Origin of the sequence: Desulforegula conservatrix Mb1Pa, assembly GCF_000426225.1 — a bacterium.
Classification (GTDB): Bacteria; Desulfobacterota; Desulfobacteria; order Desulfobacterales; family Desulforegulaceae; genus Desulforegula; species Desulforegula conservatrix.
The window spans coordinates 81,988-97,654 of the sequence record NZ_AUEY01000003.1; the positions used below are offsets into that span (position 1 = coordinate 81,988).

10 protein-coding genes are annotated in these 15,667 nt (G+C 42.7%); 8 read left to right on the forward strand and 2 right to left on the reverse strand.

All coding sequences use genetic code 11. The features are described 5' to 3' along the window. Window positions 1-147 precede the first annotated feature (147 nt). From K245_RS0102275 to K245_RS0102315, 8 genes are all read left to right on the forward strand, one after another. Window positions 148-2,307, forward strand: a complete 2,160-nt coding sequence (locus K245_RS0102275; RefSeq protein ID WP_027357999.1) for a cache domain-containing protein — start codon at window positions 148-150, stop codon at window positions 2,305-2,307. Window positions 2,308-2,382: 75 nt separating this feature from the next. Next, entirely contained in the window at window positions 2,383-6,099 is a 3,717-nt protein-coding gene (locus K245_RS26235) for a response regulator (protein WP_051283798.1), read from the forward strand. A gap of 246 nt (window positions 6,100-6,345) precedes the next feature. Next, the gene (locus K245_RS0102285) at window positions 6,346-8,130 is read left to right on the forward strand and encodes an alpha/beta hydrolase (RefSeq protein WP_027358000.1); all 1,785 of its coding nucleotides are present in this window, start codon (window positions 6,346-6,348) and stop codon (window positions 8,128-8,130) included. Window positions 8,131-8,699: 569 nt separating this feature from the next. Further along, window positions 8,700-8,915 (forward strand): hypothetical protein, encoded by a 216-nt coding sequence (locus K245_RS0102295; RefSeq protein WP_027358002.1) that lies wholly within the window; start codon window positions 8,700-8,702, stop codon window positions 8,913-8,915. After that, on the forward strand, window positions 8,915-9,490 hold the full coding sequence (locus K245_RS0102300) for a nucleoside deaminase (RefSeq protein ID WP_027358003.1): 576 nt from the start codon (window positions 8,915-8,917) through the stop codon (window positions 9,488-9,490). Before K245_RS0102295 ends, K245_RS0102300 begins: the two co-directional genes overlap by 1 nt. A 99-nt stretch (window positions 9,491-9,589) precedes the next feature. Further along, window positions 9,590-9,994: a preQ(1) synthase gene (gene queF, locus K245_RS0102305; RefSeq protein WP_035276346.1), complete on the forward strand. Its 405-nt coding sequence runs from the start codon at window positions 9,590-9,592 to the stop codon at window positions 9,992-9,994. A gap of 4 nt (window positions 9,995-9,998) precedes the next feature. Beyond that, a complete protein-coding gene (locus K245_RS0102310; RefSeq protein WP_027358005.1) occupies window positions 9,999-10,904 on the forward strand; it encodes a hypothetical protein in 906 nt (301 codons plus the stop codon). A 585-nt stretch (window positions 10,905-11,489) separates the two neighbouring features. Then, window positions 11,490-13,688 carry an acetyl-CoA hydrolase/transferase C-terminal domain-containing protein gene (locus K245_RS0102315; protein WP_027358006.1) on the forward strand — a complete coding sequence of 733 codons (2,199 nt, stop codon included), beginning with the start codon at window positions 11,490-11,492 and terminating at the stop codon, window positions 13,686-13,688. A gap of 201 nt (window positions 13,689-13,889) precedes the next feature. On the opposite strand, the gene lysA is transcribed toward K245_RS0102315, so the two are convergent. Together lysA and K245_RS0102330 are read right to left on the reverse strand one after the other, a co-directional pair. After that, the gene (lysA, locus tag K245_RS0102325) at window positions 13,890-15,149 is read right to left on the reverse strand and encodes a diaminopimelate decarboxylase (protein WP_027358007.1); all 1,260 of its coding nucleotides are present in this window, start codon (window positions 15,147-15,149) and stop codon (window positions 13,890-13,892) included. A gap of 6 nt (window positions 15,150-15,155) precedes the next feature. Next, complete coding sequence (locus tag K245_RS0102330) at window positions 15,156-15,641, reverse strand: Lrp/AsnC family transcriptional regulator (protein ID WP_051283799.1); 486 nt, start codon at window positions 15,639-15,641, stop codon at window positions 15,156-15,158. Between the last annotated feature and the right edge of the window lie 26 nt (window positions 15,642-15,667).

A 15,667-nucleotide genomic window follows, 5' to 3' on the forward strand; every position in this document is an offset into this window, starting at 1 on the left:
CATAACAATTCTTAAAACCTGTTTAATAGCAATTCCAGTAATGTTTGGATGTCCCCTGATAAGGGTTTTCAGTAAGTCAATTTGCATTGTTTATCGGAAACTTTTTTGTCTCATATTGTTTAATCTTTGCTTTCTGGATCAGCTGCCATGAAAAAGAGTTTCATCTCATTATTGCGGAAAGCCCTTTTTATACCCCCCCTTGTCATTATTCTTTTTTCCGTTATTGGATGGAGTATTCTTGAATATTTCAGCTGGCATCATGAGTTTGTCGAAGAAACCTCAAAACTAATTGAAGAACGTAAGAATTTTATATTGGAAAGATCAAGGATCGCGGCTTCATATATCGATTTTCAGAGGTCATCTTCACTCGGCAGAAAAAAAGTTCTCATGGAAGCGAAAATTTCAGATACCTATGATTTCATTGATTCTCTTTATGGAACTTATGATGGCGCTTCTAAAGAAGACGTAGAAAAAAAGATCTTCAATACCCTTGACGATATGGCTTTTGGCGAGGCCGGCGGCTTTATAATGAAGGAAACCGGAGATCTTGTCTTTTATCCGGGGGAATCGAGTCCTTCACTTTTTCCAAATCATAACAGCATTCCCACAGACTACCTGATCGAAAATCTGGATAAAAATATGGATGGACGTTTCCTTGTTTCCTATGTCTTTGAAAAAAAAGAAGACGCCCAGGATAAGCCTAAGAGGATCTTCTGCCTAAAAAGGTTCCGTCAGTCAGGGTGGGTGATAGGCATATCCGCTTCTTATGAAGAGGTTGAAAAAGAGGCAAGGGCAACAATCTCAGGATGGTTTTCCAGGCTTGAATCAATTGGCAGTCAGGGCTTTATTTTCATAATGGACTCAGAAGGTCAGATTATTTCAAATTCCGGGCTTCAGAACGTGGTCGGGAAAAACATAAAGGAAGTTGCGCCAGGAAATGTGTCCGAAGCCATTTTTAATAAACTCGGTAAAAAAAGCGAGGAGTTTGCAGACATTGAATGGATATCAGGTGCGGCAGAAAATGCCAGGATCAGTCGGGTCTCATTCTTTAATGTCCCGGAATGGGGCTGGACTGTCGGAGTAGGCTTTTTTACCGATGACCTTGATAAAGCCCTTGAATACAAAAAAGCCCAGGGACGCCAAGAAATTTTTGTCGCTATTCGCTTTCTGATCATCGTGCTTCCATTATTTTTGATCATTGGGTTTTTTTTCTACAGAATAATTTCCATGAGACTTGAAAAGAATTTTCTGAACTTCCATAGTTTTTTTAAAAACGCCCAGGAAAAGGGTGCAAGGATAGACTCCTCTGAAATGGATTTCGGGGAATTTGTGTCAATGGCTGATGCTGCAAACAAAATGCTTGAAGAGCGGCAAAGCACTGAATCAAGGCTCAGGCAGAGCGAGTCTAATTTCGCCTCTTTCTTTAATTCCATTGAAGACAGCATATTCGTTGTTAATGACGATCTTAAGATTCTTGCCATGAATCCTTCTGCCATAGGTATCCTTGATATATCCAATAAAAATGATTCACCGAATAACCTGTCTGATTTTTATGACGCAGATACAATCTCCAGGATACAATGTTTTGTACTAAATCATGAAAAATACTCCAGGGATATGGGCCAGGGTTTTCTGTCTCATGCAGATTCCTTGAAAAAAAATGTTCAAACTTCTGCTTTTGAAGGAACGTGGAACTCTGAAAAGGCTTTTTTTATTCTTAGCAGGGATATTTCGTTCATTGTCGCGTCTGAAGAGAAGTTCTCGAAAATATTCAGTGAAAGCCCTGTAATGATGTCCGTCTCAACAGCCGATGAGGGCAGGTTTGTGGACATAAACAAAACGGCCACAGAATATCTTGGATATCCAAGAGAGGCTTTTATCGGGAGTCTTTCAACTGAAGTCGGGATTTTTGCCGATCCTTCCTGGCGTAACAAAATGAAGCCTTTCATGAAAAAATACGGCAATATCAGAAACGAGGAAGTGGATCTTGTAACAAAAAGCGGAGAAATACTTCACTGCATACTGTCCATGGATATCATCTCTTTTGCGGGGCAGAAGTATATTCTTACGGTCGGCAATAATATCACAGAAAGAAAAAAAGCGGAAAAATCACTTGTGGCCGCCAAGGAAGAGGCCCTTGCTTCCAAGGCAAGGCTTGAAGAAACTCTGCGGGAGCTTGAACTTTTCAACAGATTCATGATGGACAGGGAAGAAAGGCTCATGTCCCTCAAAGAGGAGGTTAACCAGCTTCTTCAAGAGGCTGGCAAGACTCCCCGTTACAATATTTCTGATTATATCGGTGCATGAGCCGGTTTTTAAAGGCAAGGGAATGTCTGACTTAATATGGTTTTAAATAACGGAATCGAACCATGAAGGCTTGAAATGACAGGAAATACCTTATCCAGAAAAAATATATGCCCGGTTACAGGGCTTGAAATCAGAAAAGAGGCTGGCTGGGATAGTCTGAATATTTCGGGCGATCTTTCAGTCTCTGTATATCTGATCGGAGAAAGGATTTTTTGCTTTTCCCTTATTGGCAGAATGTCTGAAAAGGATGGGATGGAGTTCATAAAGCTCCGCAGCCTGATTGCAGGCTCATCAATCTGCGACGGATGGAGGTATTCCGAGGTTATTGATTTTTCAGGGACGACCGGGAACTATTCCCTTAAAAACATGGTGGAGGCTCTTACCAGAAGCGCCATGCCAGGGATTTTTCTTGGAGGAATCATAACAGGCATCAGAAATCATAAATATATTTTTGCAAAAGCGGGCTTTTCCTTAAAAAGAAAAAAAACCGGATACCTTTTTGAGAAAGGGCATGATTCCTCCGTTATGCACGCTTTCAGTATGTGCAACGAATATGACGCAGCACATGAGTTAAAGGAAGATCTTCTTGTCTCAAAGGAGGACTGGGTTTTTTCGAGGGAAGATTTTTCGATCAGTTACAAGGTCATCAGGGAGAGAGTCCTTTACATAAAAACAACCGGATATGGAAACGCTTCGGATGTTGATGAAGCCTGCCGCATACTCGATGTGATTTTCATGGGAGGGTGGTTCAACAAGAGCATACCATATTACAGAATATCCGATTATACAGATTGTATTGGCGGGTCATGGGCCGCAAAAAAAAAGTATGCAAGGGTTCTTATGGACCCGGAAAGACTCCCTCCGGCTGCAAGCTATGTAATAGGTGCCAGCCCTGTTTTAAAGGCTGCAATGCTGCTTGTTCGCTATATATACCCTGTGGATATTTTTTTTCTGGACACGGTCAAAGATGCTTTGCAGTGCATTTCCTCGGCCATTTCAAACCATGGAACCATAAAAAGGCATGGTGGCCATTTGAAAAGAATCGGTGATTTCGTCCTGCCTTTTTTCAAGGGTTCTTATTATTCGAGGGAATGGCTTGAAAATGAGTCCAGAAAGATTCTGGCCGAGATGGGGCTTGTCAAATGGGGCACTGACAAGCCTAAGGCTTATCTTCCCGACGCCAATCATCCTTTCAGGAGCCTTTATGAAGCCATGGGGCTGATCGCCGAAGAAATGCAGTATCTGGTTTCCGAGCTTTCGAGCTCAGAAATCCGTTTCCGGCAAAAGGCGGAAGAGCAGAGTCTTCTTCTTGATACCATTCAGGTGCAGATATGGCATCTTACAGATCCTGAAACCTACGGTCTGGTGAATATGGCCCATGCTGAATTTCTGGGAATGAAGCCCTCAGAGATTCAGGGCAGAAGGCTTTATGATATTTATCCTGATAATATTGCAAGCGCCTATGTTCAGAGTAACCGGGATGTTTTTGAATCAGGAGAAAGCAAGAGACTCGAGCTATGGGTTGAGAATTCCAAGGGCCGCAAGCGATTTCTGGATCTCGTCAAGACCCCTAAGAAGGGCCCGGAAGGCGTGGAATATGTCGTATGCTCGGCCCTTGATATCACGGATAAATGGCAGACCGACCAGGTATTGAAAGAGAGTGAAAACAGGATAAGGTCTATCCTTAACTCTATCCAGGCCGGTATTCTGATTATTAATGAAAACAATCATATAATAGAGTACGCAAATCCTTCAGCCCTTGAAATGTCAGGTTATTCAAAGGAAGAACTGATTGGCCAGACATGTCATATGGTTGTCTGCCCTGCTGAAAGAGGTTGCTGCCCGATAGCTGATCTTAATCAGCGTGTTGACAGATCTGAAAGGACTCTTCTCAGAAAAGACGGAAATTCAATCCCGATATTAAAGACTGTGACAAAGATCACGCTTGATGGCAGACCAAGTTTTCTGGAAAGCTTTGTTGATATAAGCGATATTCATTACGCCCAGATAGAAAGAGATAAAGCCATTGTTCTTCTGACAGCGGAAAAGGAAAAACTCAGAAAAAGTCAGAGAATCATTATGAGCATGATGGAGGACGCCAACAATGCCCGCCATGAAGCTGAAAACGCCAACAGAAAACTGACCGAAGCCGTTGACAGGGCGAATGTTCTTGCAAGGGAAGCAGATGCTGCGAATCAGGCCAAAAGCGCTTTTCTTGCAAATATGAGCCATGAAATAAGAACGCCCATGAATGGCGTGATAGGTATGACAGGCCTTCTTCTTGGAACCGGCCTCACCCAGGAACAGCGTGGGTATGGAGAGATAATAAAAAGAAGCGCTGACAGCCTTCTCTCGCTTATAAATGATGTTCTTGATTTCTCAAAGATTGAGGCAGGCAGGCTTGATCTTGAAATAGTGGAATTTGATTTGCGGGCTGTTCTTGAGGAAACAATAGACATATTATCATCCAAAGCCATTGAAAAAGCGCTTGAGCTTTTCTGCTTTTTGGAACCCGACGTACAGTTTTGTCTGAAGGGCGATCCTGGCCGCCTGAGGCAGATAATTGTGAATCTCGGAGCCAATGCAATAAAATTTACCGAGCATGGAGAAGTCTCAATAAGAGTATCAAAAATGTGGGAGAGCCAGAATTCCACAAAACTCAGATTCGAGGTTAAAGACACAGGAATCGGTATACCTGCCGATAAACAGAACGGTCTATTTTCGCCGTTTATCCAGGCCGATGTCTCCACAACAAGAAAATACGGGGGGTCAGGACTGGGGCTTGCCATTTCAAGACAGCTTGTGAGCCTTATGGGGGGTGAGATAGGCTGTTCAAGCCGGCTGGGAGAGGGATCCTTGTTCTGGTTTGAGATAATCATGGACATTGCGTCGTTGCAGTACCGTGATGATCAGAAAGAGAGAAAGCTGAAGACCAGGGAAAAAATTCTTGTGGTTGACGGCAATGATGCTGGCAGGTCTTTCATGCTTGATTGCATTTCGGCTGCCGGAGGTATCGCAGAAGGAGCCTCTGATGAAGAAAGCGCCATGAGCATTCTCAAAAAAGCCTCATCAGGCGGACATCCATTCAAGGCAGCCATCATAGATATGAAAATAGCCGGGAATAAGGGCGAGCTTCTTGCAAGAAGTATCAAGGAAAACAATGCATTCTCCGATACCATGCTTATTCTGATGGGTAGTGCAGGACAGACAAGAAGGCATACGGATCTGGCCTCAATGGGTTTTGGGGCTTATCTGAATAAACCCGTAAAATATTCACATATCTTAAACTGTATAGAATCTGTTTTGGACAGAAATGATCCGAGAACGTCTGGAAAAGCCTCAGCAGTGAATGAAATCTGTGAGGACTGCGGTCAGAAAACCAGGGCTCTCAAGATACTCATTGCAGAAGATAATGTGATAAATCAGAAAGTGGCGACTATTATACTTGAAAAGCTTGGGCACAAGGTCGATGTTGTGGCAAACGGACTTGAGGCATTAAGCTCCCTCGAGAATATAGAATACGATCTTGTTTTTATGGATTGTCAGATGCCTGAAATGGATGGCTTTGACGCGGTAAAAAATATCAGGGCATGGAAGAACGAAGATAAAGATGGATTGAGATTCAAAGCTTCGGGTAATATAATTGTGGCAATGACGGCCCATGCTCTTCAGGGCGACAGGGAGAGATGTCTTGCTGCCGGGATGGATGATTATATAGCCAAGCCAATAAGACCCGATTCCATATCAGGAATCATAAAAAAGTGGATGGACAGATTGTGCGACAGTGATTGATTCTCCTGGGCTTTACTTCATATTATAAGGTTTGGTGCTTCTTAACCCAGGGATATGACGGAATTGATGGACTCGAAAAAGTCCGATTACAGTCATTCCGGCGCAGGCCGGAATCCAGAAGTGGTTGAAATTACAGGTTGCCGGATCAAGTCCTGCATGACGCGAAAGCCATTTTTTGATTTTTTTGCGAGTCCATTATACTTGATATATGCTCCTCAAATAATGCTTTAGCCAAGGGAGGCCTGAGTGAAGATTGAGAAAAAAGAAACAAAGATAATTTTTCCTGATGAATTGATGGAAATACTTTCCATGTCTCCAGCCGAGAACTCCGAAAACTTTGACACCGTTGTCCACTGGAAAAGTATTTTCGTTGGAGGGATTGTTCGTCAGATGTTTGAGTTCAGAGATATATTAGAAGAGCTTTCAAGGCACAAGGAAGACCTTGGGCTTATGTCCCTTTACGCAGGTTTTTATAATGACCTTTTCACTAGGTTTTGCATCGATCCAATTAAATTTCAGACCCAGGGAGCCGTACGATCTTCAAGGGATCCTGACCCCTTTATCGAGCAAAATATATGGATAGAGACTTCATACGCAGGAGCCATAAAGGATCTGTGTTCTCATTTCATGGATGGAGATTCCTTCAGTTATGAAATGGCCGAGGAATTTTGTGCTTCGGAGGAAGGTCAGGAGTTCCTTAAAAAGAAAATGCTTGAGTTCGCATGGCTTGAATACAGATATCATTCATATGGATTGTCTCCTTTAAGGGCATTGAGGGAGCTTCTTGAGGCTCTTGTTGTAATGATTACAAGGAAGCCTTTCACGAAGAAAGATGTCCCGTTCATGAAAAAAGGGATGGATTTTGATGCTTATCTTGCCGAAGGGAAAATAAGGTTTGAGAATCTGTACAGAGAAGATGCCTTTGATATCGTAAGGTACTGCGAGGACTTTACAGGAGGAAAAATCGGCTGTACTCCATATGAATATGTCGAAGGCTCCCATATGGGCAGCGTCAGGTTGAGGCATTATTATCTGCCTGATTCGATAAAGTCTAATGGGAAAGTCATATACATGGCAAGCCCCCTGATAAACAAGCCCGAGCTTTTTGATATGGCAAAGGGCAAGTCAGTCGTCGAGGCCATGCAGGTTCGCGGATATGACATTTATCTTGTCGATCCTGGAAATCCAGGGGCAATGCATACTGATCTTGGTCTGGATTTTTATGGCAAGACAGTGCATGACGCTTATCTGGATATTATAACGGCAAGAAATCCTGGTCAGGAAATCCTCGTCATGGGTTACTGCATGGGCGGTACCCTCGTTCTTCCATATCTTGCAAGGAGAGCGGAAGAGCGCCTTTCAAAAGGGCTTGGGATGGACATTAAAAAGGTTGCCCTGATGGCGGCCCCTGTGAAATTTGATGATGGTTCCACAGGTCATGGCATGATGAGGGCCTCGATCCGTAAAAATTACAGCAGCTCGGTCATGAACGGACTTTTTGACAATGTTAACATTCCTCCCCAGGTGATTGAATTCGGAATGAATGAGATCCAGCCTGGCGTCAGGTATAACGTCAAAAAAGGTTTTTATGAACGAGCCATGTATGAAGGAGCGATAAGGGATTCCGCAGACTTTCTTTACTGGCTTTCCCACGGCACAAGGTTCGCCACAAAAGCCCACGGAGAATGGATAGAAAATATTTTTCTCGGCAATCAGATATTTGAAGGTAAATATGTACTTCCTTCCAAAGACCCTGCCTTTGACGGAAAGCCAGTAAATATGGACATGCTCACTAAAGCCGGAGTTGTTATTTTTGACTACAGGGGTGACAGAGACCCTATCTCGCCACCAGGGTCATGTGTGGCGAGCGAGACATGGGGAGCGTCTTCTGGCAAGGGAAGCAAATCAACTACTGCTGCAGGTCTGAACCGTACAATTGAAAAGAATGTCGGCCATATTTTTGTAGTGAGCAAAAAGCTCCTTGCGGATTATATAGGAGAAGTTTCCGAGTTTTATGAAGAAGGGGTGTGACCAGTTTTTGAGAAGGCCACAAAAAAACAGATTACAGTCATTCCGGCGCAGGCCGGAATCCGGAAGTATTTAAAAATGGCTCTGTTCCCCTTTGATGTTGAAAACCGAAATAATGAAACTCTTTGTAGCTTTTGATCTTGGGGAACTTTTTGAAAAAAGTTCCCCAAATCCCTCAAAAACTTTATGTTTTCATTATTGTCAGACGCAAATGTCCTAAAGTTGTGTATGCACCGTTTCCTTACCTGAAAGTTTTTGCGGAACTTTTTCCAAAAAGCGACCCGCCGGAGGCAGCTTTTAGATTTGAATATCAAATAGTTATTGTATATATCCTTCTCCGCACTTAAGGGGAACAGAGCCTTAAAAATATAAAGATGCCGTATCAAGTCCGGCATGACGTAGTTGCCTTTTTTTGGTTTTTGCTAGTCCATCAGTTTTAACATTGATGTGTATTGAGTGCCGGACGGAATTAAAACTGTTTTTGACACTATTCATGGTCTGGAGTATAACTTCCGCCGTTTTATAAGTGTTTAATTTGTCTTTGAAAAAAAAGGCGTAACGCGGAGGTTTCTTTGAACATTAAATTTATTATTACTTGCATAGCTGTATTTGGAATAGCTCTTATTTTAGGGAGATGGCATCAGCAGGAAAGAATAAAGAACAGATTCGCGGGTCTGCCCTGGTATGCGGACTACATGAATCTTCCAAGTTTTATAATATATATTCTTGTGATAGCTCTTCTCCTGCTGAGGCTTTATATAGCCAGAACCGGAGGAATCAGTTACTGATGAATATCGAGCTTGTCATTCCTTACTGGATTGAAGAAAGGTTGCTTGATTATGAGAGTGATTTTTCATCCATCGAGGCAAGAATGGAGTTCGTCGTAGCCCTTGCAGAAGAAAATGTGACAAAGGGAACAGGCGGCCCGTTTGCTGCCGTTATCTTTGATATGGACTCATGGAGGCCTGTGGCAGCTGGTGTTAATCTTGTGACCTCCCATAACTGCAGTGTATTTCACGCTGAAATCGTGGCAATAATTTCAGCCCAGAAAAAAATGGGCTGTTTTGATTTGAGCGAAGCGTTGCACGGTAAATTCGAGCTTGTCACAAGTACAGAACCATGTGCAATGTGTTTTGGAGCGATTCCCTGGTCAGGAGTAATCAGTCTTGTATGCGGAGCAAGAGACGTTGATGCCCGTGCAATAGGTTTTGACGAAGGCCCTAAACTGCCTGATTGGGAAAAAGCTCTTGAAGAAAGAGGCATACAGGTGACCCTGGATATAGCAAGGGAAAAGGCGGCCGCTGTTTTGAAGTCGTATGCAGCTTCGGGCGGAGTCATATATAATGGAAGGGGCAGAGTCTGATTTTTGTTTATCCCCTTCTGATATTATGAATTAAAGGGGTATCCAGATATGGCTGGCAACGCTATAATGTTATTGAAATTAACAGTTTAAGAGGTTTTGATGAAAGTAGCCCACGAAAAAAATGTTACCTATGAAATACTGTCTCCGGACACCATAAGAACAGATGTTCTTGATCCCATAGAGTATAAATACAGACAGAAGAGAGACATAGACATAATAATAAAAAATCCTGAACATACCTCGGTCTGTCCAATGACAGGCCTTCCTGACATGGGCTGTATAACAATAAGATATGTCCCGGATATGCATATTGTGGAATTGAAGTCCCTGAAATTCTATATGCTCCAATACAGAAATGTGGGCATTTTCTATGAGCATATTGTGAACAGGATTCTGGACGATCTTGTCGAAGTTCTTAAACCAAAGAAAATGAGCGTAACTGGCGATTTTACATCAAGGGGGGGGATTACCTCCATTGTAACCGCCGAATATAATGGAGCATAGTTTGATGAAGCGTCTCTATCCTTTGTTGGTGTTTGCCGTTTGCATGCTTGTTTCTGGATGCATGAAAAATGGATCTTTGACAATGATCGGGGGAAACAAGGATATAGAGCCTCCCCTTAAAAAGATATGGGTAATGCCTTTTCCCTCAACAGGGGAGAATGCTTTTTCAGAAAAATTCGGGAATAGTCTTAAAAAAGTATTTGGGGCTGAAAAAACCCTGTTTCTTGTGAACTCACATTTATCAGATTATAAGGCCTTGCCTGAAAGATTACCTCTTCTTCCAGGAGGCAGAATCAATAATTCCACGCTTTCTTCAATTGCCGAAGAAGCAGGCATTCAGGCCGTAGGAGTTTATTCTGCTGTTGATGTGTCAGTTGAGGAAAAATACACAGAGACAATGTATCTGAGCAAGACGAGATGGTTTCTCAAGGCCTTTTTTTCATTTTCAGTTTATGACACAGAAACATCCTCAAAACTTTGTGATTTTTACATTGAAGAAAAGGTTAAAATAACTAAAGAAGAATTTGACGAGTATTCAAAATTCCCTGAAAAAATTTCCGAAGCCTCTGTATCAGAGCTTTTTAATCAGGCTTCTTTAACTATCTCAGAAAAAGCGCTCGATGCTCTTTCAAAAGTATCATGGAAAGCTTTTATTGTCAGTGTTAATGGAAACAGGGCCAGGATTTCATCTGGCAAAGAAGTTCTTGTAAAACCAGGGGACGAGATGGATGTATTTTCGCTTGGCCAGATATTTGAAGGCAAAGATGGTTTCAGATACAGAATTCCTGGTGACATAAAGGGAAAGATAAAAATTGAAAGAAGCGAAAACAATTATTCGGAAGCGGAAATTCCGGGAGGACTGACCGTGGTTCCGGGGATGACCCTGAAGCCAATCCCTATGGCTGAATAATCCTTAAAAAAGAGAAAATGATGGCCGCAGACCTTCTTTAAAGGTCTGCGGCTTTTTTTTACTTGGTTGTTATGCTGTTCTATGCTTTATAGAAGTAGAAAATTTTTGACGAGACCTTGTAAATAAAATCCTTCCTTTTAAATAGCACATAATAAAAAATACGCCCTGATTTATGGCAGGGCTGCCTTGTCGCTCTTTTAGTCGTTTTATAATTAAAACTTATATGAGTATGCTCTGATAAATAAATAAAACAGCTGTTTGACCGATATCCTGATCTCGTAAAACAGGTTTTGACTACCCATGCTTTTACATTTTGAATCTGAAACCCTGCTGCACCTTTTTTGCTGAACAGGCAGCCCTGCGGCCAGGATTCATCAAAAAGGCATTTTTATCAAAAAAATCATTGAGTTGACATTTTTTACCCGTTTATTTATAGAAAAAAATTCTAATTATCGAAATATATAATAATAAACAATGTTTATTTTATGGAAGTGCTGGATTTCTTATTTCGAATCATATACTAATTAAGACCGAAATTTGAAAAGAAAAATAACTGACTTTTGATCAATAATAACAGGGGGAGACATGACAGCAGGCAAGGAGCCGGTATATTTTAAAGATCCTGACAAGCTCGTGGATCATATTATTGCAACTGTTGGAAAGGAAATAACCTTTGGAACCCAGCTTGGCCTTGGAAAACCTAATAATATAATGAATGCTCTATTCAGAAGAGCAAAGGAAGATCCAAGCATCAAGCTTAGAATAATAACAGCCCTTTCTCTTGAACCGCCTGTATGGTCAAGTGATCTTGAGCGCCGCATGCTTGAGCCAATCAGGGAAAGACTGTGGAAAGGTTATGTAGAGCTTGAATATGCCGCTGCCGCCAGAACCAAGACCCTGCCTCCGAATGTTGAAATCAGCGAGTTTTTCTACAAAGCCGGCGCTTTCATGAATAATGACCACATGCAGCAGAACTACATCAGTACTAACTATACTCATGCAGCAAGGGATGTTGTTAATAACGGCATGAACGTGGCTGGAGCACTTCTTGGCAGAAAAGAAATAGATGGTAAGGTCATGTTCAGCATGGGCTGTAACGGTGACACAGCCATGGACGCCATCGACCTGATGAGGGAAAGACAGGAAAAAGACGGCAAACCTACCCTTGTTCTTGGTGAAATCAATACAAAGCTTCCGTTTATGTATGGAGATGCTGTTGGTGAGCCATCACTCTGTGATGCTGTTCTTGATAACGCTGAAATAGAAACCCGCCTTTTCAATGTTCCAAGGGAAGCTGTCAGCACTGTCGATTATATGATCGGTGTAAATGCAAGCACACTTCTTAAAGATGACGGAACACTCCAGGTGGGTATAGGCTCACTGGGCGATGCCGTTGCTTATGCCCTTATTGCAAGACATAAGAATAACGCTGATTACAGGGGCGTTGTTGAAAGATCTGGTCTTCTTGATTCCTCTAAGGAACTGATTGAAGAATGGGGTGGTCTGGACGTTTTTGACAAGGGACTTTACGGCTCTACTGAAATGTTCGTTGACGGCTTCCTTCAGCTTTACAAGAACGACATAATGAAACGCCGCTGCTATGACAATATTCATATACAGCGTCTTGTTCATGATGGAGTCGTTAAGGACGGAGTCGTAACCCCAAATGCTCTTGTTGCACTCATCAAGAATGAATCCATCCACAGAAGAATGCAGAAAAAAGATTTTGATCTGCTTCTTGAGTTCGGAATTCTTAAAGACGGCCTCAAATACGAAGACGGATCTATCATTGACGGTGATAAACGTTATTCTGCTGATTTCCATGATACAGACAATCTTAAGGCTGTCGCGGCCAACTGCATGGGCACAAAACTGAAGAAAGGTTACTGGATACATGCGGGTTTCTATGTCGGGCCTCAAGACTTCTACGACACTGTCAATGCGATGTCTGAAGAAGAGCGCATGCAGATCAATATGACCAGCGTACTTAATGTTAATCAGCTTTATGCAAACAATAAGTATATTGGCGAAGATCTTAAAGTTCTTCACAGAAAGAATGGCCGTTTTATCAATGCTGGTCTTATGGTGACACTCTCAGGTGCGGTTGTTTCAGATATGCTTGAGAGCGGTAAGGTTGTCAGCGGTGTTGGTGGTCAGTACAATTTCGTTTCAATGGCACAGGCGCTTGCAGATGGACGCGGGGCGCTCATGATTCGCAGTACAAGAGGTGAAGGCAAAGACGTTGTTTCAAATGTTGTCTTCAACTATGGACATACAACCGTTCCACGCCATCTCCGTGACATAATCATAACTGAATACGGGCTCGCTGATATCCGCGGAAAACGTGACAAGGATATTGCAACTCTTCTCATAAATGTAGCTGACTCAAGATTTCAGGAAAACCTTCTTGCTCAGGCCAAAAAGGCTGGCAAGGTTCCGGCATCCTATATGATTCCTGAACAGTTCAGGAACAACACACCTGAAAAGCTTGAAAAAATTCTTGCTCCGGCAAGGGAAAAAGGTCTTTTCCCTGCGTTCCCATTCGGAACAGATTTCATGCCTGATGAAATTGCCCTTGGAAAAGCACTCAGAACCTTCAAGGCAAAAGCTGAAGAAAGCAAATTTGGAGTAATGAAGGACATTGCTTCTTCATGGTTCTCTCCGGCTCCAGCAAACGCCCAGAAATATCTTGAGCGCATGAAGCTTGAAAAACCTGCCAACGGCAAGGAAAAATTCATGCAGAAGGTTGTTATTAACGCCCTTAAGATGACTGGCGCAATATAAGTTTTAAAGTTTTTAACTAAAATTAAACCCTCCATTCCCAAAAAGGAATGGAGGGTTTTTTTGAAGCAATTCTTTTTTTTGATGAATGATTTTTAAAATAACCATCCTATCAATCCTGAATCAGATATCAAAAATCAGTAATTCATGACGTCGGGTTAAGATAAGCGAACGCCCTAACCCGACATACGACGGCGCATTTTTTTACAGAGCGAGTCTGTCTGGCGTGAAATTTAGGGTGGCGAACAGATCATCCAGGGTTTCTTCCCTTCTGATCATATCAACGCTTCCGTCTTGTTTCAGCATCAGCTCTTTTGGTCTGAGCTTGCCGTTGTAGTTGAAGCACATTGCATGGCCGTGGGCGCCGGTGTCTTGGATAATCAAAAGATCGCCGTCTTCTATGGCCGGAAGTTCTCTCTGAACGGCAAATTTGTCGTTGTTTTCACAGAGAGATCCTACAACGTCCGCAACAAGTGTTTTTGGCATGTCTTCTTTGCCGAGCACGTCTATGTGATGATAGGAACCGTACATGCCTGGTCTCATGAGGGATGACATGCACGCGTCAACGCCAACGTATCTTCTGTAGATTTCCTTTTTGTTTATTGCCCTTGTAACAAGAACTCCGTGCGGGCCTGTCATGTATCTGCCGCTTTCCATGAAAAGGGCGGGAGCGTATCCGTGCTTTTCCTTGAATTCATTGAAGAGGGCTGTGATTTCCTTGCCCATTGAATCAAGGTCAAGATCGTTGTCTTCCGGTCTGTATGGAATTCCGAGGCCGCCGCCAATGTTTGTGAATTCGAATTTTATACCCAAGGCAGATCCGATTTCTTCCACAAGATTAAGAAGCATTCTGGCAGTTTCGACCATATATGTGTAGTCGCGCTCGTTGGACGCGAGCATGGTGTGGATTCCGAAGCGCTTTGCTCCTTTTTCCATAGCCAATTTGTATGCATCTATAATCTGATGATGTGCAACTCCGTATTTGGCCTCAATCGGGTTACCAATGATGGAATTGCCTGTTCTTCTTTCGCCTGGATTGTACCTGAAGCAGATCAGTTCAGGCATTTTCGGGGTTTTTTCCACAAGGGTGATGTCATCGAGATTGAGGATGCATCCTCCGTTTGAAAGTGCCGCTTCGAAATCTTCCGGCGAGGTATTGTTCGATGTGAACATGATATCTGAAGGGCCGGATCCGATTTTTCTGCTTAGGGCAAGTTCCGCAATTGAGCTGCAATCCATTCCAAAACCTTCTTCATGCATGATTTTCAGTATGGACGGATTTGGAAGAGCCTTTACAGCGTAGAATTCCTTGAAGCCTTTTATTCCTGCAAAAGCCTTTTTGAGCTTTGATGTTGTTTCCCTGATGCCTTTTTCATCGTAAATATGAAAAGGAGTTCCGTAGTGCTGCGCGATTTTTTCGGCAGACGGGAAAAGACGACTCTTATAATCCTTTGACATTGGCATGGCAGATTACTCCTGGTCTGTGTCTGTTTTCATGTCAGGCATGGAATCAATCGGGATTTTTGACGTCTCCTTGAACGTATCAAGGACTGTGTGGGTCTTTGTCGCCATGACGCCTTCGATTTTTCTGATTCTGTCCTGCAATATTCGTTTGAGGGCTTCTGGCCCTGATGTCCTGATTTTTATGAAATAGCAGTCCTCGCCGCTGATAAAGTGAACTTCCTGGATTTCAGGAATCAGGGCAAGGGTTTCGGCAACTTTACCTTCGTCTGTTTTTTCCGGATAAACCCAGGCAAAGGACAGAAAATTCCTGTCAAACATGCGAGGGTTCAGCTTTACTTCATATCCGTCGATTATTCCTGATTTTTCCAGCTTTCTTATGCGTTCAAGAACAGCGGACGGCGTAAGCCCCACCTGTCTGGCCACCTCGACATTGGGGATTCTTGCCTTCTCCTGAAGAATATGAAGTATTTTCTGGCTAATTTCATCTATCATTCGGAATTAATGCCATATTGCCATAA